Raw genomic sequence first — 23,592 nt, 5'->3', positions numbered from 1 at the left:
GAAGGTGAATCCTATGATTGCCACGACCGGTAAGGTGAATTTGCTGGGCCTGACCCAGCCGCAGCTGGAAAGCTTCTTCGAGTCGATTGGGGAGAAGCGCTTCCGTGCCGGTCAGGTGATGAAATGGATTCACCATTTCGGCGTCGATGATTTCGACGCCATGAGCAACATCGGCAAGGCCTTGCGCGAAAAGCTCAAGGCCTGCGCCGAGATACGCGGCCCGGAAATCGTCAGCGAAGACATTTCCAGCGACGGCACCCGCAAATGGGTCGTGCGCGTTGCTTCGGGCAGCTGCGTCGAAACCGTCTATATCCCCCAGGCCGGACGTGGCACGCTGTGTGTGTCGTCCCAAGCAGGCTGTGCGCTGGATTGCAGCTTCTGCTCCACTGGTAAGCAGGGTTTCAACAGCAACCTTACCGCCGCCGAGGTGATCGGCCAGGTGTGGATTGCCAACAAATCCTTCGGCACCGTCCCGGCGAAAGTCGACCGCGCCATCACCAACGTGGTGATGATGGGTATGGGCGAGCCGCTGCTGAATTTCGATAACGTGGTCGCCGCCATGCAGATCATGATGGACGATCTCGGCTACGGCATCTCCAAACGCAAGGTTACGCTCTCGACTTCCGGTGTCGTACCGATGATCGATGAGCTGGCCAAGGTTATCGACGTGTCCCTGGCGCTGTCGCTGCACGCGCCGAACGATGCGTTGCGTGACCAGTTGGTGCCGATCAACAAAAAGTACCCACTGCAGATGCTGCTGGAATCGTGCCAGCGCTACATATCGCGACTCGGCGAGAAGCGCGTGCTGACCATCGAGTACACCCTGCTGCAGGGCGTAAACGATCAGCCCGAGCATGCCGAGCAGATGATTGCGCTGCTGGCGAAAATTCCCTGCAAGATCAATCTGATCCCATTCAATCCGTTCCCCCATTCCGGATATGAGCGCCCCAGCAACAATGCCATCCGGCGTTTTCAGGACATCCTGCACAAAGCCGGGCACAATGTGACGGTGCGTACGACCCGCGGCGAGGACATCGATGCCGCTTGCGGCCAGCTCGTCGGTCAGGTGCTGGACCGCACCCGCCGCAGCGAGCGCTACATCGCCGTGCGCGAACTGCAGACCGAGCCCGATACCGCGCGCGCTGCTTCGAACCGATCCTGAGGGGGTACTGATGACCTTGCGCGTTGCGCTGCTGTTGCTATTGGCCGGCCTAACAGGCTGTGTTTCGACCGGTACTGTCGATCCGCTAAAAACCGAAGAAGGACGCCAGCAGGCACGCGATGCCTACATTCAGCTGGGGATCGGCTACGTACAGCAGGGCACCGCGTCGCGCGCCAAGACGCCGCTGCGCAAGGCTCTGGAACTCGATCCGCGCAGCGCCGACGCGCACGCGGCGCTGGCGCTGGTGTTTCAGACGGAAATGGAAAACGAGCTGGTCGACAAACATTACCGCGAAGCGCTGGCCAATCGCCGGGACGCGCGGATTCTGAACAACTACGGCAGTTTTCTGTTCGAGCAGAAACGTTACCCTGAAGCGCTCGAGCGGTTCACCCAGGCCTCAGAAGACAACCTGTATCCCGAGCGTGCGCGGGTCTTCCAGAACATGGGCATGACCGCGTTGAAATTGAACCAGCCGGAGCAGGCCGAGAAGTATTTCACTCGTGCGCTGCGCCTGGACAGTCGTCAGCCTGGCGCGCTACTGGAACTCGCGCTGATGGCCTATGACGCCAAACAGTACGTCCCCGCCAAAGCCTACTACGACAGCTACAGCCAACTTGCCGAGCAGAACGCCCGTAGCTTGCTGCTTGGTATCCACCTGGCCGATATCCATGGGGATCGCGACAGGGCAGCCAGTCTGGCACTGCAGCTCAAGCGCCTGTACCCCGGTACGACGGAATATCAGCAATACCTTTCGGAGCAACGATGACAGCGCCGAACCACGAGGTGGCCCCGATGGGCGCCAATCCGGGCGAAACCCTGCGCCAGGCTCGCGAGAGCAAGGGCTGGTCGTTAGCGTCCGTCGCCCAGCAGCTCAATTTGACGGCCCGCTCGGTCGCGCAGATCGAGGCCGGCGATTTCAGCCAGCTGCCGGGGCATACCTTCGCCCGTGGATACGTCAGAGCCTACGCCAAGCTCCTGGAACTGGACCCTAACCGGCTCGTTCAGGAATTCGATCAGCATACTGGCACCAGCGCCACTGGCAGTAATGTCACCAGCCTAGGTCGCATCGAAGAGCCTGGACGGCTGTCGCGGAGCGTCTTGCGCTTCTTCGGCTTTGCTCTATTGCTGGTCGTGGCTGGTGCCAGTTTTTACTGGTGGCAAGAGCGTATCCAGCAGCCAGAGACCGCACCTGCGGTGGCGGCGCTGGACAGTATCGAAGTGGAAACGGCCGACGGTACCACGCAGATTCATCTGCTCGACCGTCCGGAAGATCAGGAAGAGGTCGTGAACGCTCCGCCGACGGCAACGGACGAACAACCGTCGACGACCGAGTCCACGCCGCAGCCTGAAGAACAGCGCATGCCGATTCCGGCCGATGAGGCAAACACCGCTGTCGAGCCGCCGGTCTCGGACGGTGCCGAGCCGCAGATCACCACAGCGCCGGAAATTCAGGTGAGTGCGCCAGCCACCGAGACCCCGAGCGAGCCGGCAGTAGTTCCCGCCGCCGGTGAAGGCCGCTTGGTCCTGAAGTTCAGTGCCGATTGCTGGACGAAGGTGACCGATGCTGACGGTCGCGTGCTCTATAGCGGCCTGGCCAAGTCTGGCAGCGAGCGCACCATCACCGGCAAGGCGCCGCTCGATGTCCATCTGGGCTACGCGCGCGGCGCGCAGATCAGTTACAACGGCGCGGCCGTAGATCTTGCCCCGTATGTTCGTGGCGAGACGGCGCGTATCAAGCTGGGGCAGTAAGCATGCATTCAGAGTCTCCCATCAAGCGTCGCCCATCTCGCAAGATCTGGGTAGGCAACGTTGCGGTCGGCGGCGATGCGCCGATCTCCGTGCAGAGCATGACCAACACCGAGACGTGCGATGTCGACGCGACTGTCGGACAGATTCGTCGCCTGGCAGATGCCGGTGCCGATATCGTGCGTGTTTCCGTGCCGTCGATGGAGGCCGCCGAGGCGTTTGGACGGATCAAACAGCAGGTTCAGTTGCCGCTGGTCGCGGACATTCATTTCGATTATCAGATCGCGCTGCGTGTGGCCGAGCTGGGCGTCGATTGTCTGCGCATCAACCCGGGCAACATCGGTCGCGAGGATCGGGTGCGGGCGGTAGTCGAGGCTGCGCGTGATCGCGGCATCCCGATTCGCATCGGCGTCAACGCAGGTTCGCTGGAGAAGGATCTGCAGAAAAAATACGGTGAGCCGACTCCCGAGGCGCTGGTCGAGTCGGCGCTGCGCCATGTCGAGCATCTGGATCGGCTGAATTTTCCCGACTTCAAGGTCAGTGTGAAGGCCTCCGATGTGTTCATGGCGGTCGAGGCCTACCGGCAGCTGGCCAAGCAGATCGAGCAGCCGCTGCATCTGGGGATCACCGAGGCCGGCGGACTGCGTTCCGGAACGGTGAAGTCGGCGGTTGGGTTGGGCATGCTGCTCGCCGAGGGCATCGGCGACACCATCCGTGTTTCGCTGGCTGCCGATCCGGTGGAAGAGATCAAGGTTGGTTTCGATATCCTCAAATCACTACACCTACGTTCGCGAGGCATCAACTTCATCGCCTGCCCCAGCTGCTCGCGGCAGAACTTCGACGTGGTCAAGACCATGAACGAGCTGGAGGCGCGCGTCGAGGATCTGCTGGTGCCGCTGGACGTGGCAGTCATCGGCTGTGTGGTCAATGGCCCGGGCGAAGCCAAGGAGGCGCATATCGGCCTGACTGGCGGCAGCCCGAGCAATCTGGTGTACATCGACGGCAAGCCGGCACAGAAGCTGAACAACGAGAATCTGGTGGACGAGCTGGAGCAGCTGATCCGTCGCAAGGCGGCCGAGAAGCTCGACGCGGATGCCGCGCTCATCGCCCGTAGTTGATTGTTAAGGAATTCCCTTGAGCAAGTCCCTGCAAGCCATTCGTGGCATGAACGACATTCTGCCGGCGCAGACTCCGGTCTGGCGCTACCTGGAGGGCACTTTCGCGCAGCTGCTCGACAGCTACGGCTATAGCGAAATTCGTCTGCCGATCGTCGAATACACTGAACTGTTCGCCCGCGGTATCGGAGAAGGAACCGATGTGGTCGACAAGGAGATGTACACGTTTCGCGATCGCAACGACGAATCGCTGACACTGCGTCCGGAAGGTACCGCCGGCTGTGTGCGCGCGGTGCTCGAACACGGTCTCACCGGCGGCGGCCAGGTCCAGAAGCTCTGGTACACCGGACCGATGTTCCGCTACGAGAAACCGCAGAAGGGTCGTTATCGCCAGTTTCACCAGATCGGCGTGGAAGTGTTTAACCAGCCTGGCCCAGACGTGGACGCCGAGCTGATCGTGCTCACGGCTCGTCTGTGGAAACAGCTCGGCATGAGCGAAGCGGTGACGCTACAGCTCAACAGCCTTGGTTCCAGCGAAGCGCGCGCACGTTATCGCGACGCGCTGGTCGCCTACCTGCAGCAGCGGTTCGATCAGCTCGATGAAGACAGCCAGCGCCGACTGACTACCAACCCGCTGCGTATCCTCGACAGCAAGAATACCCAGACCCAGGCGCTGCTGGCCGATGCGCCGACGCTACACGATTACCTAGATGAAGAGTCACGTGAGCATTTCGACGGACTGAAGGCGCGCCTGGATGCGGTCGGAATCGCTTACGAAATCAACCCGAAGCTGGTGCGTGGACTCGACTATTACGGCCGCACGGTGTTCGAGTGGGTGACCGACAAGCTTGGCGCGCAGGGTACGGTTTGTGCCGGCGGCCGATACGATGGGCTGGTCAGCCAGTTCGGCGGTAAGCCCACCCCGGGAGTTGGCTTCGCGATGGGCGTCGAACGCCTGGTGCTGCTGCTGGAAACCCTCGACTTGGTCCCTGCAACGCTGAATCGACCGCCGCACGCGTTCATCTGCGCATTCGGCGAAGCGGCGGAACTGGCGGCACTCGGTCTGGCCGAGCGTCTGCGCGACGCCTTGCCCGGTCTGCGTTTGCTGGTCAATGCCGGCTCCGGCAGCTTCAAGAGTCAGTTCAAGAAGGCCGACAAGAGCGGCGCACATTTCGCGCTGATTCTCGGTGAGGACGAACTTGCCGGGCGCGTGGTAGGTTGCAAGCCGCTGCGCGATGACAGCGAACAACAAAGCATTGCCTGGGATGCTCTACCCGAGCGTCTGGCTGCCTGCCTCGAGCAGGTCTGAGACTAAGCGAATAAAAGGAGTGACAGCGTGACCTCGGGTACCGACGAAGAACAACTGGCGCAAATCAAGGATTGGTGGCAGCGCAACGGCAAGCCTTTGCTCACGGGGGGTGCGCTCGCCGTGGCGCTGGTGTTCGGCTGGCAGTTCTGGCAGAACCATCAGCTTAACCAGGCATATAACGCGTCTGGCCTTTATCAGCAACTGCTGACGGCCGCGCTGGAGTCCGGCAAGGCGGATGCCGCTGAAGTGGCGCGCCTGGGCAATCAGCTGAAGCAGGACTTCGCCGGTACTCATTACGCTCAGTACGGTAGCCTGTTCGTCGCCAAGGTGGCGGTCGAGGGCGGCCGTCTGGACGAAGCCGCTGCCGAATTGCGCGGGATTGTCGACAAACCCGCCGACGCAACGCTTGGCGAGCTGGCGCGTCAGCGGCTGGCACGTGTGCTGGCGGCGCAGGACAAGGCCGAAGATGCGCTCAAACTGCTCGAAGGCGAGGCCGATAAGGCCTTCGCCGCCGGCCGTGAGGAGCTGCGCGGTGATCTGCTGGTGCAGCTGGGCCGCGTGGACGAGGCGCACGCTGCCTATACCAAGGCCAAGCAGGCGTTGTCGCAGGATGCCGCAATCGGCGGTCTGCAGCTGAAGCTGGACGATCTGGCCCGAGGGGAGGCGTAACCGATGCGCTGGAAGACTGCCGCGTTGCTGACCCTTGCCGTATTGGCCGCCGGGTGCAGCAGCAATGACACGAAAGAGCCGGAGCCTGCGGAGCTGACCAAGTTCGAAGCCGAGGTCGAACTACAGAAGCAATGGAGCCGCTCGATTGGTGAGGGCCAGGGCGAAACCTACAACCTGCTGGTGCCTGCAGTATACGGCGAGCAGATCTATGCTGCCGACGTCGAGGGGCTGGTGGTTTCCGTGGACCGCCTGACCGGCAAGGTCAACTGGAAGACCGACCTCGAAGTACCGGTTTCCGGTGCTGTCGGTGCGGGTTATGGCCTGGTGTTAGTCGGCACGCTGCGTGGCGAGGTGATCGCGCTGGACGTCGCCAGCGGCGAGGAGCGCTGGCGCAGTCGGGTCAGCAGTGAGGTGCTGGCTGCTCCCGCGGTGAATGGCGATATCGTGCTGGTGCAGACTCAGGACGATCGTCTGATCGCGCTGGAGATAGACACTGGCGCGCAGCGCTGGAGTTACGAAGGCTCGCCAGCGGTACTCACTCTGCGCGGTACCGGCGCACCGGTACTGACCAATCAGCTGGCGATCGCCGGTCTGTCCAACGGCAAAGTCATCGCGTTGGATACGCGCCGCGGTCTGCCGGTGTGGGAGCAGCGTGTGGCAATCCCGCAAGGGCGTTCCGAGCTGGAGCGTGTAGTGGATATCGACGGTGGCCTGCTGCTGTCCGGCGGCACGCTGTACGTCGCCACCTATCAGGGGCGTGCGGCGGCGCTGGATGTCGAAAGCGGCCGTATCCAGTGGCAGCGCGATGCTTCCACGTATTCCGGCGTTGCGCTGGGCTACGGTAGCGTTTATCTGAGCTTGGCCAGCGGCACCGTGGAAGGAGTCGACGAGCGCTCCACCACGGCCTTGTGGAGCAACGATGCACTGGCACGCCGCCAGCTTTCGGCTCCGGCGGTGTTTTCCAGTTACGTCGTGGTGGGCGATCGCGAAGGCTATCTGCATCTGCTGAGCCAGGTGGATGGGCGTTTCGTGGCCCGTGAGCGTATCGACAGCTCCGGACTGCGCGCGCGTCCGGTTGTCGAGGGCGATTGGCTGTACGTGTTCAGCAACGACGGCAAGCTGGTCGCATTGACCATCCGTCGGGACGACTGATACGCCTGAGTTGCCCTGACGCTCCGCCGTGGCGGAGCGCTCGATTTATGGCCGCTGCCTCGCAGCGGCCTTCGTGTTTTCTGAAATATCGCAATGGAGAGCCGCATGGTTCCCGTAATAGCTCTGGTGGGGCGCCCGAACGTCGGCAAATCCACCCTGTTCAATCGGCTCACCAAGAGCCGCGACGCCATCGTCGCCGAGTACGCCGGCCTGACCCGCGATCGCCAGTATGGCGAGGCCAAATGGCAGGGGCGCACCTACATCGTGATCGACACCGGGGGCATTTCCGGTGATGAGGAAGGCATCGACGCGAAGATGGCCGAACAGTCGTTGCAGGCGATCGAGGAGGCCGATGCGGTGCTGTTCATGGTCGACTCGCGCGCGGGGCTGACTGCCGCCGACCAGATGATTGCCGAGCACCTGCGCAAGCGGAACAAGCGCAGCTTCCTGGTGGCGAACAAGGTCGACACCGTCGATCCTGATCTCGCGCGAGCTGAGTTCAGCCCGCTGGGGCTGGGCGATGCGCTGCCTATCGCGGCGGCGCACGGTCGTGGCATCAGCCACATGCTGGATGCGGCGCTGGGTATCTTCCCCAAGGACAACGCCGAAGAGGGCGAGACGGTCGAAGGCGAGGTTGCCGAGGAAGTTGCGCAGGGGCAGGAAGCCAAGCGCATCCCCGGGCCTAGCGAGAAGGATGGCATCAAGATCGCTATCATCGGCCGGCCTAACGTTGGTAAGTCCACGCTGGTCAACCGCATGCTCGGCGAAGAGCGGGTCATCGTTTACGACCAGGCTGGCACAACGCGCGACAGTATCTACATTCCGTTCGAACGCGATGGCGAGAAGTACACGCTGATCGATACCGCCGGCGTGCGTCGGCGCGGCAAGATCTTCGAGGCAGTGGAGAAGTTCTCCGTAGTCAAGACACTGCAGGCGATCCAGGACGCCAACGTGGTGATCTTCGTCATGGATGCCCGTGAGGGCGTCGTCGAGCACGATCTCAACCTGCTCGGCTTCGTGCTGGAAACCGGTCGTGCGCTGGTCATCGCGCTGAACAAGTGGGATGGCATGGAGCAGGGCGAAAAGGACTACGTGAAGACCGAGCTGGAGCGCCGGTTGTTTTTCGTCGACTTCGCCGATATCCATTTCATCTCGGCCAAGCATGGCACCGGGGTCGGGCACCTGTACAAGTCGGTGCAGGCGTCGTTCACCTCCGCGGTCACTCGCTGGCCAACCAGCCGCCTGACGCAGATCCTCGAGGACGCGGTGCGCGAGCACCAGCCGCCGATGGTCGCCGGCCGCCGCATCAAGCTGCGCTATGCGCACCTGGGCGGCGCCAACCCGCCGCTGATCGTGATCCACGGCAATCAGGTCGATGCGGTGCCGAAGTCCTACTCGCGTTATCTGGAGAACACCTACCGACGCGTCCTGAAGCTGGTCGGCACGCCGATCCGCATCGAGTACAAGGGCGGTGAGAACCCGTACGAGGGCAAGAAGAACACCCTCACCGATCGCCAGGTCAACAAGAAACGCCGCTTGATGAGCCATCACAAGAAGGCCGAGAAGAAGCGTCGCGACAAGAAGCGCTAGCGGCGAGCGCCGGGACAGAGGCTGGACGGACCGGGCGGCGGCGTGCATGCTCGGTCTCAATCCAAGCCCCCGAGCCCTGGCGTTTCGTATCGATGATTACCAGCAAACTGCCGAACGTCGGCACCACCATCTTTACCACCATGTCGCAGCTCGCGGCCGAAGCCGGGGCGCTCAACCTGTCGCAGGGCTTCCCGGATTTCGACGGTCCGCCGGCACTGCGCGAAGCGCTGGCGCGGCACGTCATGGCCGGGCACAACCAGTACGCGCCAATGACCGGCCTGCCGGCCTTGCGCGAGCAGGTGGCGACCAAAGTGCGTTCGCTCTACGGTCGAAACGCCTGCGCCGACCGCGAGATCACCATCAGTCCCGGGGCCACCCAGGCGATCTTCTGCGCGATCCAGGCGGTGGTTCGTGCCGGCGACGAAGTCATCGTGTTCGATCCCTGCTACGACAGCTACGAGCCTGCCGTGCAGCTGGCCGGCGGTGTGTGCGTCCACCAGCCCCTGACCCTGCCGGATTTCCGGATCGACTGGCAGCGCCTTGCCGATGCGCTCACGTCGCGCACCCGGATGATCGTGCTGAATACCCCGCACAATCCCAGCGGCGCGCTGATCGAAAGTAGCGAACTGGCTCGCCTCGCCGAGCTGATTCGCGGGCGTGACATCTACCTGCTTAGTGATGAGGTTTACGAGCATCTGGTGTTCGATGGTCGTGAGCACGCCAGCGTGCTGCGCCATGACGAACTGTATCAGCGTGCCTTCGTTGTGAGTTCGTTCGGCAAGACCTACCACGTTACCGGCTGGAAGACCGGCTACGTGGTCGCACCGCCGGCGCTGACGGACGAGTTACGCAAGGTGCACCAGTACGTCAGCTTCACTGCGGTGACGCCGTTGCAGTGGGCGCTGGCCGATTTCATGGCCAAGCACCCCGAGCACGTCATCGAGCTGCCGGCGTTCTATCAAGCCAAGCGTGATCTGTTCTGCGATCTGCTGACCGGCTCGCGCCTGCGTTTCGAACGGGCCGCGGGTACCTATTTTCAGCTGGTCGACTATTCGGCCATTCGCCCGGATCTCGACGATGTGGCGATGGCCCAGTGGCTGACCCGCGAGCACGGGGTGGCCAGCATTCCGATTTCGGTCTTCTACCAGCGGCCGCCGCAGGGGCTGCGGCTGGTGCGCTTCTGCTTTGCCAAACGAGAGGAGACGCTGCGTCAGGCGGCGGAACGACTATGCGCGATCTGAACAACCTGCCCGATCTCGAACTGGCGCTGGTCCAGACTTCGTTGGCCTGGCACGACGCGCCGGCCAACCGTGAGCGCTTCGCCACCATGCTGGAACAGGCCCGCGGCGCCGATCTGGTCATCCTTCCGGAGATGTTCACCACCGGTTTCTCGATGGAGGCGGCGGCGCTGGCCGAGCCGGAGGAGGGGCCGTCCTACGCGTGGTTGCGCGAACAGGCGGTACGGCTCGATGCGGTGGTGACCGGCAGCCTGATCGTCGAGGCCGCCGATGGCAGCCATCGCAACCGGTTACTCTGGGCGCGTCCTGACGGCCAGATATTGCATTACGACAAGCGCCACCTGTTTCGCATGGCTGGCGAACATCAGCATTACACGGCGGGGGCCCGGCAGGCGGTGTTCGAGCTGAACGGTTGGCGGGTGCGGCCGCTCATCTGTTACGACCTGCGCTTCCCGGTCTGGAGTCGCGACCCGCACGGTACCGACCTGCTGCTGTACATCGCCAACTGGCCGGCTGCCCGCCGTGATGCGTGGAACCGCCTGCTACCGGCGCGGGCGATCGAGAATCTGTGTTTCGTCGCCGCGGTCAACCGTATCGGCGAGGATGGCAAGGGACACGCCTATAGTGGCGACAGCCAAGTGCTGGATTTCAAGGGCGATACCCTCCTCGATGCCGGCGAACACGACGGCGTTCTGCGCTGCACGCTGCGCGCGCGCGATCTGGCAGCGTTCCGTGAGCGCTTCCCGGCCTATCACGACGGCGACGCCTTCGAGCTCCAGCTATAACGCGGCGCCGCGAAGCCAAATTGGGGCGCTAGCGCACCTCGCGCAGGAGGTAGGCCTGTTTGTGCCCGCGCCGTTCGTAGTCATGCATCGCCTGTTCGGCTGCGCGGTAATCGCTGAAACGGTGCATTTCCACTTCGTTGCCATTGTCATCGATCCGGTAGAGCGCCCAGCAAGATGCTCTTTGCAGTCTAGCGACAGGCTGTGCAGCCGGAGCGGGCGACATGCGGGCGTGCTCGGGGGATGACGCTGCGTTGTGCGAGCGGCGCCGGCGATGCCAGACCCATGCGTAAACCAGTACATTGCTGATCAGCACCACGCCGGCCAGAACGTATTGCACCGGCAGCGTCAGCCAGCCGGGATAGAGCAGCGGCAGCACGTAATGCTCGATGAACCCTTCGCTGTAGCCCGTCTCGCCAGCCAGCCGGCGTAGCGTCTGTTCCCAGTGGGTGAGCGGGCAACCGCGGTCGGCCAGCTCGACGTAGATCGCCCAGCCCATTGCCAGCAGATGAATCGGCAGCAGCCTGCGCCAGCGCGCGACCAGCAGCCCGCCAAACAGGGCAAACAGCACGAATCCCAGATGCAGGATCAGCAGTGCGTCGGCACCGAGGCGGTAGGGCATGGCGATCAGCCCTCGGACTTGCTGTGCGTCTTGAGCGCGGTGATCTGCCGATCCTGCAGACGATCGATGCCGAGCAGCACCGCGCTGGCGCCGAGCAAGGCCAGCAGCATGTCCGACTGCGTGTCCCAAGGATCGCCTTGGGTACCGAGGAAATCGGTGGCGCCGCCACCGGCAATCAGCGCAACCCACCACTCGATCAGCTCGTAGAATGCACTGATCGCCAGCGCCACGCAGATCCCCAGGAAATTCAGCATCGCTCCAGGCGTCAGGTAGCGCCGCCGCAGCAGGATTTCGCGGGTCAGCAGCATCGGCACCAGCCCCTGCATGAAATGGCCAAGTTTGTCGTAGGGATTGCGCTGTAGATCGAACAGCTCCTGGACCCAGAAGCCGAGCGGAACCCGTGCGTAGGTGTAGGCGCCGCCGAGGATCAGGACCAGCGCATGGAAGGCGACCAGAATGTAGAGCAGGCGACTGAGCGGGAAGCGATGATGGGTCGCCAACAGCACGGGGGCGGCGAGCAGCACCGGACTGACTTCCAGCAGCCAGGTCGCTCGGTCATAAGGTTGGATGCCGGACAGGATGAGCGCCAGCAGCACGATCAGACCGAGGGTGACGTAGAGCGTGTTGTTCTGCATGGCGTCCTGGCGATGGTATCGATGCCCACAGCATGCCGCTGCCGATGAACGGCGACAAGCCGCCCGGCTGCCTCAGCGACTGGCGAAGTCGCCGGTGCAGCGCTGCAGATTGACGGTCCCGACATGCCGGTTGGCATTGCCCTGCGCGCAGGCGACGCGTTGGTTGCGCCAGCGTTCCCATTCACTGACCGGGTAGCGGCGATCCCACAGCTCGTAGAGCCGCCGGTCCTGGCGGGACAGGCGGAGCTGGTAACGCTCGCTCATGTACAGGTAGGTGCGGGCAATAGCGCCGCGACTGCGTTCGGGCGGCATCGCCGTGCGCTGCTTGAAATCCACCACCATTGGGCATGCGCCGTACTGCCCAGGCCGGGCGGGAAGCATGCCGAAACCGAAATTGCTGCGGTCGCCGTTGACCTCGCCAACCACCGGAACCAGGTTGTGCAGGTCCGCCTCGGCTCGGCTGAATACCGGGTCGTTGGCAGCGCAATGCTTGCGTCCGCCCTGCTGCCAGCAGCGCCGCTGATGGCCAATCACCCAGGCGGGGACGATGTGCTCCCATTCCACACGAGCGGCGCGCTGTGGCTGTTTGCGCGGTATATAGCCGCAGCTGGCCAGGTCGATGCGATTGCCGCGGTAGCGGCAGCCGCAGTAGAAATCCACCGGGCGCTCGGCGTGGATTCGCCAGGCTAGCTTTTTCGCTTCGCGAAAGGTGCGCGGAGCGTCGGCATGGGCGGCGGCACCGCAGAAAACAAGGAGCAGCAGAAGACTGAAGCGGCGCATGGCATTCTCGACAACCGAACGAGTAACGCATCCATGCGGCGCGGCATATTAGCCTTCTGCGCTGAAGGAAAGGTCAATAAAAACAAAAGGTTGTGTATTTTTTCGACGAACGGCGGGCTGTCCCGCCCTCGTTCGGAGAGCGGGGGCAGGCGTTGTCCGCTCAGGCTGCGGTGAGTGTCGACATGTCGATCACGAAGCGGTACTTCACATCGCTCTTGAGCATGCGCTCGTAGGCCTGGTTAATGTCCTGCATGCGGATCATCTCGATATCCGCGACGATGCCGTGCTCGGCGCAGAAATCCAGCATTTCCTGCGTCTCGGCGATGCCGCCGATGAGCGAGCCGGCGATGCGCCGACGCTTGAAGATCAGCCCGAACACGCTGGGTGAAGGATGTGGCGAGGCCGGCGCGCCAACCAGTGTCATGGTGGCGTCGCGTTTGAGCAGGTTGACGAAGGCGTCGAGGTTATGCGGCGCGGCGACGGTGTTGAGAATGAAGTCGAAGCTGTTGGCGTGTGCGGCCATCTCGTCCTTGTTCTTCGACACCACCACTTCCGAGGCGCCCAGGCGCAAGGCATCGTCCTTCTTGTCCGGCGAGGTGGTGAACAGCACCACCTTCGCGCCCATGGCGTTGGCGATCTTCACCGCCATGTGACCGAGCCCGCCGAGGCCGACCACGCCGACCTTCTGTCCCGGGCCGACTTTCCATTGGCGAAGCGGCGAGTAGGTGGTGATACCGGCGCACAGCAGCGGCGCGACGGCGGCCAGGTTGTCGGTGTGGCGGATGCGCAGCACGTATTTCTCATCCACTACGATACGGTCCGAATAGCCGCCCAAGGTGTTCTCGCCGCCGCCGAACGCCGGACCGTTGTAGGTACCAACAAAGCCGTTTTCGCAGTACTGCTCCAATCCTTCGCCGCAGGAGGGGCAGTTGCGGCAGCTGTCGACCAGGCAGCCGACCCCGGCGAGGTCGCCGACCTTGAAGGTGCTCACCGCCGAGCCGACAGCACTGACGCGGCCGACGATCTCGTGCCCGGGCACGGAGGGATAGAGCGTGTTGTTCCATTCGTTGCGCGCGGTGTGCAGGTCGGAGTGGCACACGCCGCAGAACAGGATCTCGATCTCGACATCGTGTTCGCCCGGCGAGCGGCGCTGGAAGCGGTAAGGTGCGAGCGGGCTGTTAGCGTTCTGGGCGGCATAGCCCTGTGCATCGATCATGGAGAGCTCCTGGTGCGTGAGAGGGCGCGGGGTGGTGAACAGGGTAGACCGCCCGTGCGTGGCCGTGGTTGCTGACGGATGCTGTAGCAGCGATAAAAAAAGGGATGCCTTGGCATCCCTTGCGATCGTGCGGTTTCGCTTCAGGCCGCCTTCGTCCCGGCTTCACGCAAGGCGCGGTTCAGGGCGCTGAACAGCGCGCGGATGCTCGCCGTGGTGATGTTTTCGTCGATACCGATGCCATGCAGCGGGCGCTCGCCATCCAGGCGCACCTCGATGTAGGCCGCGGCCCTGGCGTTGCTGCCGGCGCCGATGGCGTGCTCGTGGTAGTCCATGATCTCCAGCTTGACCGGCAAGGCGGCGACCAGCGCCTCCAGCGGGCCCTTGCCAATGCCGCGCCAGTGCTGCGACTGGTTATCGGCGAGCACTTCGACATCCAGCGCGCTGGTACCGTTCTCCTCTTGCAGCCGGTGGCCCTTGAGTGCGTACGGCGCGGTTGCCTGCAGATACTCGGCTTCCAGCAGCGCATAGATCTGCTTGGCGCTCATTTCCAGACCCAGGCGATCGGTTTCTTTCTGCACCACCTGGCTGAACTCGATCTGCATGCGCCGCGGCAGGCTGATGCCGTATTCCTGCTCGAGCAGGAAGGTGATGCCACCCTTGCCGGACTGGCTGTTGACGCGAATTACCGCCTCGTAACTGCGGCCGATGTCGGCCGGGTCGATCGGCAGGTAAGGTACTTCCCAGATGCCGTTTGGGTCCTGTTGGGAGAAGCCCTTGCGGATCGCGTCCTGGTGGGAGCCGGAAAACGCGGTGTGGACCAGATCGCCGACGTAGGGATGGCGCGGGTGTACCGGCAGCTGGTTGCATTCCTCGACCACCTTGCGCACGGCATCGATGTCGGAGAAGTCCAGCTGCGGATCGACGCCCTGGGTGTAGAGGTTCAGCGCCACGGTGACGAGGTCGACGTTGCCGGTGCGCTCGCCGTTACCGAACAGGCAGCCTTCGACCCGGTCGGCGCCGGCCATAAGGCCCAGCTCGGTCGCCGCCACGCCGGTACCGCGGTCGTTGTGGGTGTGCAGGCTGACCAGTACGCTGTCGCGACGCGCGATGTTTCGACAGAAGTGCTCGATCTGATCGGCATAGACGTTGGGCGTGGCCGCCTCGACCGTGGCCGGCAGGTTGAGAATGAGCTTGTTCGCCGGGGTCGGCTGGAACACCTCGACCACCGCGTTGCACACCTCGACGGCGAACTCCGGCTCGGTGGAGCTGAAGATCTCCGGCGAATACTCGAAGCGCCAGGCGGTCTCGGGGTTCTGCTCGGCGAGGCGCTTGATGATGCGGCCGGCGTTCACGGCGATTTGGATCACCCCGGCCTTGTCCTGGTTGAAGACGATGCGGCGGAAGCTCGGCGCGGTGGCGTTGTAGTAGTGAACGATGGCCTGCTTGGCGCCCTTGAGCGACTCGAATGTGCGGGTAATCAGGTCTTCGCGGGCCTGCGTCAGCACCTGGATGGTCACGTCGTCGGGAATATGACCGCCCTCGATCAGCTCGCGCACGAAGTCGAAATCGGTCTGCGAGGCGGAGGGGAAGCCCACCTCGATTTCCTTGAGGCCTACCGCGACCAGCGTCTTGAAGAAACGCATCTTCTTCGCCGCGTCCATGGGCTCGATCAGCGACTGGTTGCCATCGCGCAGATCGGAACTCAGCCAGATCGGTGCCTGGGTGATGGTCTTCGACGGCCAGGTGCGGTCCGGCATGGCGAGGGTTGGAAAGGCGCGATATTTCGTCGACGGATTCTTGAGCATGGTCATGGCGTTTCCCTGTTGTTGGCGCAGGCAGGGAAGCGATTCACCTGCCGCTGCAGTCGTTCATGACGCCAACGTTATGGTTTTATATGAGCGGATTGCAACAATGCTTTTAAAAATGGCAGAAACCACCAATTAATCGCAGTTTCGGCAACAGGATTCTGTCTTGTGGAAATTATTAGCTGTTCGTTTGCTATGTAATTCTGCGGCGCCATGCCGCACCACTTCGGTGCGATGACATGCGATCATCCCGCCGCACCCGCCTTGGGCGGTCAATCAGGTTGTTCGAGCAAGGGATTCGTCGGTGACGCGCAAAGGGCTTTCGACATTGAGTATCTGGCTTGGCCTGTTTGCCATGCTGATGATTCATGTCGGCCCGCTGTATTCCGCGCTCCAGGTACCACCGCCGGAACCGGCGGCCATGGGCGAGCATCACCACGCGGCGCATGAGCACGCCGAGGAGGGCGCGCCGGCCAAGGCGGTCGCGCACCATCGAGCGCTTGCCAGTGACGGTCCGGCCTGGCTGACGGCCTTGGAGCTGTGTGGCTACTGCGAACTGCTCACGCTCAACCCGCCGCTGAGCCTGTCCGTCGACCTGGCGCTGCCGCTGCATCGTCCTGCCTATTTCCACGCCCTGCCGCAGGCGCCGCTGCTGTCTGCCGAGCGCCGCAGCAGCGGCCATCCGCGTGCCCCGCCATATCTGCCGAGTTGAATGTTCAAGGCCGCCAACATGCGGCTATTCAAAAATGCAGATGTGGAAAGAACTATGTCCAGTAACACTATTGGCTGTGCGGCGCGCTCGCGCCTGTCTGTTGATTTTTCGTTTCATCCATCGCGCCGCCGCTGGCAACTGGCGCACGCCGCATTGCTAAGCCTGCTCAGCGGTGCTGCACTGGCCGCCGAACCGATGGATCACTCGCACCACACCGAGGCGGCCGACTCGGTCGAGCTGGCACCGATGGTCATCACTGGCGTCGCCCAGCAGTCGCCGCTGACCGTGGTCACCGATCCGAAGATTCCGCGCCAGCCGGTTCCGGCCAGCGACGCCGGCGATTATCTCAAGACCATCCCGGGCTTTTCTGCGGTGCGTAATGGCGGGGTGAACGGCGATCCGGTGTTTCGCGGCATGTTCGGCTCGCGGCTGAAACTGCTGAGCAACGGCGGGGAGATGTTGGGTGCATGCCCGAATCGCATGGACTCGCCGAGTTCGTACATCAGTCCGGATACCTTCGACAAGCTGACCGTCATCAAAGGACCGCAGAGCGTGCTCTGGGGCCCGGGGGCTTCGGCGGCAACGATCCTGTTCGAGCGTGAGCCGGAGCAGTTCAGCGAACCGGACTATCGCATCAACGCCAGCCTGCTGACCGGCTCCAACGGCCGCTTCGACCGCAATATCGATGCCGCGGCGGGCAGCGAGCAGGGCTACGCGCGGCTGATGGCCAACAGCTCTCAGGCCGACGATTACGAGGATGGCAACGGCGACACCGTGCCGTCGCGCTACGACAAGTGGAACACCGATGTCGCGCTGGGCTGGACGCCGGATGCCGACACGCTCGTTGAACTGACCGCCGGGCGCGGCGACGGCTATGCGCGCTATGCCGGACGAGGCATGGACGGCAGCCAGTTCCAGCGCGAAAGCCTGGGGCTGCGCTTCAAGAAGACCGATATCGGCGAAACGTTCTACGGGCTGGAGGCGCAGGTCTACTACAACTACGCCGATCACATCATGGACAACTTCAGCCTGCGCAGTCCGGGCGGAATGATGCCGAATCCAACGCTTTCGCGGGTCGATCGTCGCACCGTCGGTGGGCGTCTGGTCGGCACCTGGCAGTGGACCGATGTCGAGCTCAAGGCCGGTGTCGATGCGCAGCGCAGCGAACACCGTAAGGTGATGGATCCGACCAAGGCCGTTAACCAAATGGTGCTCGCGGCCGGTAGCGGCGCTCTGCCGTGGGTACCGGATGCGATGCTGCACAGTTATGGACTGTTTGGCGAGCTGACCTGGGATATCACGGACACTCAAAAAGTGGTCAGCGGCGTACGGGTAGATCTGCACGAGGCCGAGGATCAGCGCGAATTCTTCAATAGCCACGATCCGTCCAGCATGCCGATGGTCAAGCGTGACTGGGCTAACCCCACCGCCGGCGAAACCCGCCGCGATACGCTGTACAGCGGCTTCGTGCGTTACGAGGAGGAGCTGACCAGCCTGCCGGCCACCTGGTATGCCGGGCTTGGCCACGCGCAGCGCTTCCCCGACTACTGGGAGCTGTTCGTCTCCAATCCGGGGCCGGTCGGCACCGTGCAGCCGTTCGACTCCGTGCGTCCGGAAAAGACCACGCAGCTGGACGTCGGTCTGCAGTACGCCAAGGGGCCGCTGGAGGCCTGGGTATCCGCCTACGCCGGAGTGGTCGAGGACTACATCCTGTTCAGCTATGTGCCTGGGGTGATGCCGGGAATGATGCGCGCCGATGTCAGCAACATCGACGCCACCATCGCCGGTGCCGAGGCGGGTGCAAGCTACCGTTTCACCAGCAACTGGAAGGGTGATGCCAGCCTGGCCTACGCCTGGGGCAAGAACCGCAGCGATGATCGTGCCATGCCGCAGATCCCGCCGCTGGAAGGACGTCTGGGCCTGACCTACGAACGTGACAACTGGAGCACCAGTGGTCTCTGGCGTGTGGTGGCTTCGCAGGGCCGGGTCGCCGAAAACCAGGGTACGGTGGTCGGCAAGGACTTCGACGAGAGTTCGGGTTTCGGGGTATTGGCGGTCAACGGTGCCTATCGGCTGAACAAGAACTTCAAGTTCAGCACCGGCATCGACAACCTGCTGGACAAGAACTACAGCGAGCACCTCAACCTGGCCGGCAGCGCGGGCTTCGCCGATTACGGGCTCGATCCGACTACACGGGTCAACGAGCCGGGGCGCACCTACTGGGCGCGCGTCGACATGAGTTTCTGATTCACGGCTGCTAGGAGCGGGATCACCCGCTCCGGACGTAGGTTGGCGCTGAGGCGCGGAGCGTTTCGGGGCAGCTCGCGGCGCTGGCGTCAGGGACGACGCAATGGGCAGTGCTCAAGGCTGTGATGAGTGTTTCGTGCCTCAGCGCCAACCTACGATTAACCCACCACTTCGGCCGGATGTTCGTCCGGCTGCTGCAGCGCCGGCGCGTCGCGCGATTCCAGCGACTGGCGCCAATCACGCATATCGCTTCCACTCGGATGCTGGAACACCCGCAGGCCGAACTCCGGAAGGATTGCCAGCAGGTGATCGAAGATGTCCGACTGGATCGCTTCGTACTGCGCCCAGACCACCGTGTTGGTGAAACAGTAGATTTCCAGCGGCAGGCCGTCCGCGGTCGGGCTCAGCTGGCGCACCAGCAACGTCATGTTCTGGTGCACGCCCGGATGCGCACGCAGGTAGCGTTCGACATAGGCGCGAAAGGTGCCGATGTTGGTGGCGCGGCGCGTGTTGACCGGTTCCTGGCCGCGCTCGGCAAGTTTGGCGTTCCACTCGTCGATCTCCTTGCGCTTGTTGACCAGGTAGTCCTCCAGCAGGCTGAAGCGATACAGGCGCTTGCGCTCCTCGGCGTCGAGGAAGTGCACGCTCTGCTGATCCAGGAAAAGGCTGCGCTTGATGCGTCGGCCACCGCTTTCCTGCATGCCGCGCCAGTTCTTGAACGAGTCGGAGATGAAGCGCTTGGTGGGGATGCTGGTGATGGTCTTGTCCCAGTTCTGCACCTTCACGGTATGCAGAGCGATGTCGATGACGTCGCCGTCGGCGTTGAGCTGCGGCATTTCCACCCAGTCACCGACACGGATCAGGTCGTTGGATGTGATCTGCACGCTGGCCACCAGCGACAGCAGGGTGTCCTGGAAGATCAGCATCAGCACTGCGGCCATCGCACCGAGGCCGGAGAGCAGGATCAGCGGTGAGCGGTCGATCAGCGTGGCGATGATGAGGATGGTGGCGATCGCGTAGACGACGATCTTCACCACCTGCAGATAGCCCTTGATCGGGTGAATGCGGGCGTCCGCGCGGCGCTGGTACAGCAGGTTGACGATGTCCAGCACCGCGCCGAGCGCCAGCGCAATAGTCAGCACGATGAAGCCGCCGCAGACGTTGCGTACTACCGTCACAGCCGCTTCCGGCAGGCCGGGTACGGCATTCACTCCGATCGACAGCACCAGCGCCGGGACGATGTTGGATAGCCGCTTGATGACGCCGAAGTCCTGCAGCTGCGGGTCGCCGGCATGGCGCAGCAGTCGGTAGAGGCCGCGCACCAGAATGCGTTTGACGATCCAGTTGGAAAGCCAGGCGGCGAAGATCAGGGCGGTACAGGCCGCCAGGGTTTGCAGCTCGGGATGGTTGCCGAGCCAGTCCAGGGCGATGGTCAGTTCTTCCTTCATGGGCGCTCCAGCAGAGAAGGGCGGCTTGCGCGGCCGCCCGAACGGCGGGACCTTAGCAAATTCCCGACCGCCGGTGCGCTACAGAAGGGATCAGCGGATGAATTCGCGGCTGATCGATTTGAACAGTTCGGTGCCGGCGCGCTCCATCCACTCGAACGCCACCATCTCACGCGAAACGATCTGTGCGCCGGCCTGGCGCATGCGCGTCAGCGCCAGCGCCTTGTCCGAGGTGCGGCGCGAGCTGACGGCTTCTTCGACAACGAACACCTGGTTGCCGTGCTCCAGCAGGTCGAGCACGGTCTGCATGACGCAGACGTGGGTCTCGCAGCCGCAGATCACGAACTGCTGGCGCTCGCCGCCGGGCCTTTTGAACAGTTCGCCGTCGGCGGCGCTGGAAAATTCCATCTTCTCCAGAATCGCGGCATCCGGCACGCCTTCGCGCAGCACCGCGGCGGTCGGGCCGAGGCCCTTGCTGTACTGCTCGGTGAGCAGCACCGGCACGCCGACACGCTGCGCGATCTGCTGCAGCCAGGCGGTGTTTTCGATCATCAGCGCGCTGTCGAGGATCGCCGGCAGCAGGCGTTCCTGAATGTCGATGATGAGCAGGGTCGATTGCGTGGCTCTGATGCGCATGGTGGCTTTCCTTGTGGTCAGGGTTTGAACGCGCCGATGAAGATCGAGGGATCGACGCGGGTGTCGTTGAGGCTGACGTTCCAGTGCAGGTGCGGCCCGGTGGCGCGGCCGGTGGCGCCGACCTTGCCGAGCACGGCGCCGCGCTCCAGGCGGTCGCCGAGCTTCACGTCGATCGCCGAGAGGTGGCAAAACATGCTGATCAGGCCCTGGCCGTGATCGACGAATACCGTTCGGCCGTTGAAGAAGTAATCGCCGGTGAGGATCACCTCGCCGGCTGCCGGAGCCTTCACCGGGGTGCCGGCTCGGGCGGCGAAATCCAGCCCAGAATGTGGATTGCGTTCCTCGCCGTTGAAGAAGCGGCGCAGGCCGAACGGCGAAGACAGCGGGCCATCCACCGGATGGTCGAACAGCAGGTTGCTTGGCTGGTTCGGGCTGAAGCGGGCATAGGCGCGATTCTGTTCGGCCAGTTCGCGTTCGATGCGCGCCAGATCGGCCGGGTTCGGATTGACCTGCCGCTTGTTCTTCAGCGTGATGTGCTGCGCGCGGTATTCGCGGCCGGAGATCTGGAAGGTCCGAGGCTGACCGTCGACCTCCAGCGCTTGCGCACCGGGCGGGGCTGACAGCGGGATGCCGACGATGGCGATCCAGCGCTGGCCTTCCTCGCGGAGCACCAGCGTTGGTTTGTCCTGATAACGGACCTGCGGCGCCTGGGCGGCGTCGCCCAGCGCGATCACGGCGACGCCGCCCGGAACCGGCTTGTTCAGCAGGCGGGTGATGAATCCGTCAGCCTGGGCAGAAGCGGCCAGACACAGGGCCAGCGAAAGGACGAGCGTGCGCAGCATGAGCGGTTCCGTCTGGGTGGGGCGGCCCATCCTCGCGTAAACGGCCGGTCAGCGAAAGCCTTCTGCCGGCAGGTGGACCTCGGGCGGGCGATGGATGGTTGCAATCACGGCGCGGCGACCTTATCTAGGATGATCCCTCGGCGTTGTGTGCACCTCTTATATGAATAACGCTCTGTCCATCCGGCAGTTGACCAAGACCTATGGCAACGGCTTCCAAGCCCTCAAGGGCATCGACCTGGATGTTGCCGAAGGCGATTTCTTCGCCTTGCTCGGCCCCAATGGCGCGGGCAAGTCCACCACCATCGGCATTCTTTCCACGCTGGTGAACAAGAGCAGCGGTACGGTGAACGTGTTCGGCCACGACCTGGATCGCGATCCTTCCGGGCTCAAGCGCTGCCTGGGCGTGGTGCCGCAGGAGTTCAACTTCAACCAGTTCGAGAAGGCCTTCGATATTCTCGTCACACAGGCCGGTTACTACGGCATTCCTGCGAAGATCGCCAGGGAACGCGCCGAAAAGTACCTGCATCAGCTGGGGCTGTGGGACAAGCGCGACGTGTCCTCGCGGATGCTCTCCGGCGGCATGAAGCGCCGGCTGATGATCGCTCGCGCGCTGATTCACCAACCGCGCCTGCTGATCCTCGACGAGCCGACGGCCGGCGTGGACATCGAGCTGCGCCGCTCGATGTGGTCGTTCCTCACCGAACTGAATCGCGAGGGCATCACCATCATTCTCACCACGCACTATCTGGAAGAGGCCGAGCAGCTGTGCCGCAACATCGGCATCATCGACCACGGCCGCATCGTCAAGAACACCAGCATGCGCGAACTGCTCAAGCAGCTGCACGTGGAGACCTTCCTGCTCGACCTGAAGGAATCGCAGCTGGTACCGCCGGAGCTGGGTAGTTATCCGTCGCGGCTGGTCGATCACCACACGCTGGAGGTGCAGGTGGAGAAGAGCCAGGGCGTGACCGAGCTGTTCCGCCTGCTCGCCGCGCAGGGCATCGAGGTGCTGAGCTTGCGCAACAAGACCAACCGGCTGGAGGAACTGTTCGTGTCGCTGGTGGAAACCAATCTGCAGAAGGTGAACCCATGAGTGCCGAGTTGCGCCCCAACCTGGTCGCGCTGCAGACCATCGTGCAGCGCGAAATCCGCCGCTACACGCGCATCTGGCCGCAGACGCTGCTACCACCAGCGATCACCATGGTGCTGTACTTTGTCATCTTCGGCAGCCTGATCGGCGCGCGAATCGGCGAGATGGATGGGTTCAGCTACATGGACTACATCGTGCCGGGGCTGATCATGATGTCGGTGATCACCAACTCCTACAGCAACGTGGTGTCGAGTTTCTTCAGCACCAAGTTCCAGCGTTCCATTGAGGAACTGCTGGTCTCGCCGGTGTCGCCGCAGGTCATCGTCATCGGCTTCGCGCTGGGCGGCATCACCCGTGGCCTGGCGGTGGCGGTGATCGTCACGCTGCTGTCGATGTTCTTCACCGATCTGCAGGTCCATCACGCCGGCGTCATGGTGCTGGTGATCGTGCTGACGGCGACGATCTTCGCTCTTGGGGGTTTTATCAACGCAGTATATGCGCGCAATTTCGACGATATCTCGATTATCCCGACATTCGTGCTGACGCCGCTGACCTACCTCGGCGGGGTGTTCTACTCAATCCACCTGCTGCCGCCGTTCTGGCAGACGCTGTCGCTGGCCAACCCGATCCTGCACATGGTCAACGCGTTCCGCTATGGCATTCTCGGCGTGTCGGATATTCGCATCGGCGTGGCGATCAGTTTCATGGCCGTGGCGGCGGTGCTGCTATACCTGTTCTGCGTGCGCCTGCTCAAGAGTGGGCGCGGCATGCGCCAGTAATCGCCTGGCACCGCGCCGCG

Annotated in this window: 21 protein-coding genes and 1 pseudogene; 14 read left to right on the top strand and 8 right to left on the bottom strand. The window is 63.2% G+C overall.

What is annotated here, in order from left to right:
* The first annotated feature begins 13 nt into the window (after positions 1-13).
* The 10 genes from rlmN (at position 14) to U8L64_RS10435 (ending at position 10,766) form a co-directional block, all read left to right on the top strand.
* A complete protein-coding gene (gene rlmN, locus U8L64_RS10480; RefSeq protein WP_003288301.1) occupies positions 14-1,162 on the top strand; it encodes a 23S rRNA (adenine(2503)-C(2))-methyltransferase RlmN in 1,149 nt (382 codons plus the stop codon).
* A 10-nt stretch (positions 1,163-1,172) separates the two neighbouring features.
* Positions 1,173-1,928, top strand: a complete 756-nt coding sequence (gene pilW / locus U8L64_RS10475; RefSeq protein WP_333397023.1) for a type IV pilus biogenesis/stability protein PilW — start codon at positions 1,173-1,175, stop codon at positions 1,926-1,928.
* Positions 1,925-2,911, top strand: coding sequence for a RodZ family helix-turn-helix domain-containing protein (locus U8L64_RS10470; RefSeq protein ID WP_333397021.1), 987 nt, complete (start codon positions 1,925-1,927; stop codon positions 2,909-2,911). Before pilW ends, U8L64_RS10470 begins: the two co-directional genes overlap by 4 nt.
* Positions 2,912-2,913: 2 nt before the next feature.
* Positions 2,914-4,026, top strand: a complete 1,113-nt coding sequence (gene ispG, locus U8L64_RS10465; RefSeq protein WP_043296186.1) for a flavodoxin-dependent (E)-4-hydroxy-3-methylbut-2-enyl-diphosphate synthase — start codon at positions 2,914-2,916, stop codon at positions 4,024-4,026.
* Between the two features lie 16 nt (positions 4,027-4,042).
* Entirely contained in the window at positions 4,043-5,332 is a 1,290-nt protein-coding gene (gene hisS / locus U8L64_RS10460) for a histidine--tRNA ligase (protein WP_054093823.1), read from the top strand.
* Positions 5,333-5,359: 27 nt separating this feature from the next.
* Entirely contained in the window at positions 5,360-6,001 is a 642-nt protein-coding gene (locus U8L64_RS10455; protein WP_043296190.1) for a YfgM family protein, read from the top strand.
* 3 nt (positions 6,002-6,004) lie between these two features.
* Positions 6,005-7,153 carry an outer membrane protein assembly factor BamB gene (bamB, locus tag U8L64_RS10450; RefSeq protein WP_043296192.1) on the top strand — a complete coding sequence of 383 codons (1,149 nt, stop codon included), beginning with the start codon at positions 6,005-6,007 and terminating at the stop codon, positions 7,151-7,153.
* Positions 7,154-7,258: 105 nt separating this feature from the next.
* The gene (gene der / locus U8L64_RS10445) at positions 7,259-8,743 is read left to right on the top strand and encodes a ribosome biogenesis GTPase Der (RefSeq protein ID WP_043296194.1); all 1,485 of its coding nucleotides are present in this window, start codon (positions 7,259-7,261) and stop codon (positions 8,741-8,743) included.
* Positions 8,744-8,835: 92 nt separating this feature from the next.
* A complete protein-coding gene (locus U8L64_RS10440) occupies positions 8,836-9,984 on the top strand; it encodes a pyridoxal phosphate-dependent aminotransferase (protein WP_234302045.1) in 1,149 nt (382 codons plus the stop codon).
* Positions 9,972-10,766 carry an amidohydrolase gene (locus U8L64_RS10435; RefSeq protein WP_273526793.1) on the top strand — a complete coding sequence of 265 codons (795 nt, stop codon included), beginning with the start codon at positions 9,972-9,974 and terminating at the stop codon, positions 10,764-10,766. The genes U8L64_RS10440 and U8L64_RS10435 overlap by 13 nt, the downstream gene beginning before the upstream one ends.
* A 265-nt stretch (positions 10,767-11,031) precedes the next feature.
* On the opposite strand, the pseudogene U8L64_RS10430 reads toward U8L64_RS10435, so the two are convergent.
* The 5 genes and pseudogenes from U8L64_RS10430 to leuA all read right to left on the bottom strand — a co-directional run.
* Positions 11,032-11,385: pseudogene (locus U8L64_RS10430) on the bottom strand (DUF2784 domain-containing protein); the annotation flags it as partial.
* A 5-nt stretch (positions 11,386-11,390) separates the two neighbouring features.
* Positions 11,391-12,020 carry a DUF2238 domain-containing protein gene (locus U8L64_RS10425; RefSeq protein ID WP_077683494.1) on the bottom strand — a complete coding sequence of 210 codons (630 nt, stop codon included), beginning with the start codon at positions 12,018-12,020 and terminating at the stop codon, positions 11,391-11,393.
* A 72-nt stretch (positions 12,021-12,092) separates the two neighbouring features.
* Positions 12,093-12,800 (bottom strand): endonuclease, encoded by a 708-nt coding sequence (locus tag U8L64_RS10420; RefSeq protein WP_077683493.1) that lies wholly within the window; start codon positions 12,798-12,800, stop codon positions 12,093-12,095.
* 160 nt (positions 12,801-12,960) lie between these two features.
* A complete protein-coding gene (locus tag U8L64_RS10415; RefSeq protein ID WP_077683492.1) occupies positions 12,961-14,016 on the bottom strand; it encodes an NAD(P)-dependent alcohol dehydrogenase in 1,056 nt (351 codons plus the stop codon).
* Positions 14,017-14,156: 140 nt separating this feature from the next.
* Complete coding sequence (leuA, locus tag U8L64_RS10410; protein WP_077683491.1) at positions 14,157-15,827, bottom strand: 2-isopropylmalate synthase; 1,671 nt, start codon at positions 15,825-15,827, stop codon at positions 14,157-14,159.
* 322 nt (positions 15,828-16,149) lie between these two features.
* On the opposite strand from leuA, the gene U8L64_RS10405 reads away from it, so the two are divergent.
* Together U8L64_RS10405 and U8L64_RS10400 are read left to right on the top strand one after the other, a co-directional pair.
* Positions 16,150-16,533, top strand: coding sequence for a DUF2946 domain-containing protein (locus U8L64_RS10405; protein WP_077683490.1), 384 nt, complete (start codon positions 16,150-16,152; stop codon positions 16,531-16,533).
* A 54-nt stretch (positions 16,534-16,587) separates the two neighbouring features.
* Complete coding sequence (locus tag U8L64_RS10400) at positions 16,588-18,780, top strand: TonB-dependent copper receptor (protein WP_043296211.1); 2,193 nt, start codon at positions 16,588-16,590, stop codon at positions 18,778-18,780.
* A gap of 158 nt (positions 18,781-18,938) precedes the next feature.
* Here U8L64_RS10400 and U8L64_RS10395 read toward each other — a convergent pair whose 3' ends face one another.
* The 3 genes from U8L64_RS10395 to U8L64_RS10385 form a co-directional block, all read right to left on the bottom strand.
* On the bottom strand, positions 18,939-20,228 hold the full coding sequence (locus U8L64_RS10395) for a mechanosensitive ion channel family protein (RefSeq protein ID WP_043296214.1): 1,290 nt from the start codon (positions 20,226-20,228) through the stop codon (positions 18,939-18,941).
* Positions 20,229-20,318: 90 nt separating this feature from the next.
* Positions 20,319-20,861 (bottom strand): hydrolase, encoded by a 543-nt coding sequence (locus U8L64_RS10390; protein WP_273526800.1) that lies wholly within the window; start codon positions 20,859-20,861, stop codon positions 20,319-20,321.
* A gap of 17 nt (positions 20,862-20,878) precedes the next feature.
* Positions 20,879-21,703, bottom strand: a complete 825-nt coding sequence (locus tag U8L64_RS10385; protein WP_102827274.1) for a M23 family metallopeptidase — start codon at positions 21,701-21,703, stop codon at positions 20,879-20,881.
* A 160-nt stretch (positions 21,704-21,863) separates the two neighbouring features.
* Here U8L64_RS10385 and U8L64_RS10380 point away from each other — a divergent pair, with 160 nt between their 5' ends.
* Entirely contained in the window at positions 21,864-22,796 is a 933-nt protein-coding gene (locus U8L64_RS10380) for an ABC transporter ATP-binding protein (protein ID WP_054093836.1), read from the top strand.
* The gene (locus U8L64_RS10375) at positions 22,793-23,572 is read left to right on the top strand and encodes an ABC transporter permease (RefSeq protein WP_054093837.1); all 780 of its coding nucleotides are present in this window, start codon (positions 22,793-22,795) and stop codon (positions 23,570-23,572) included. Before U8L64_RS10380 ends, U8L64_RS10375 begins: the two co-directional genes overlap by 4 nt.
* Positions 23,573-23,592: the final 20 nt, after the last annotated feature.

Source organism: Pseudomonas sp. FIP_A4 (assembly GCF_036701605.1).
Classification (GTDB): Bacteria; Pseudomonadota; Gammaproteobacteria; order Pseudomonadales; family Pseudomonadaceae; genus Stutzerimonas; species Stutzerimonas phenolilytica.
This window is presented reverse-complemented; position numbering and strand designations above follow the sequence as displayed.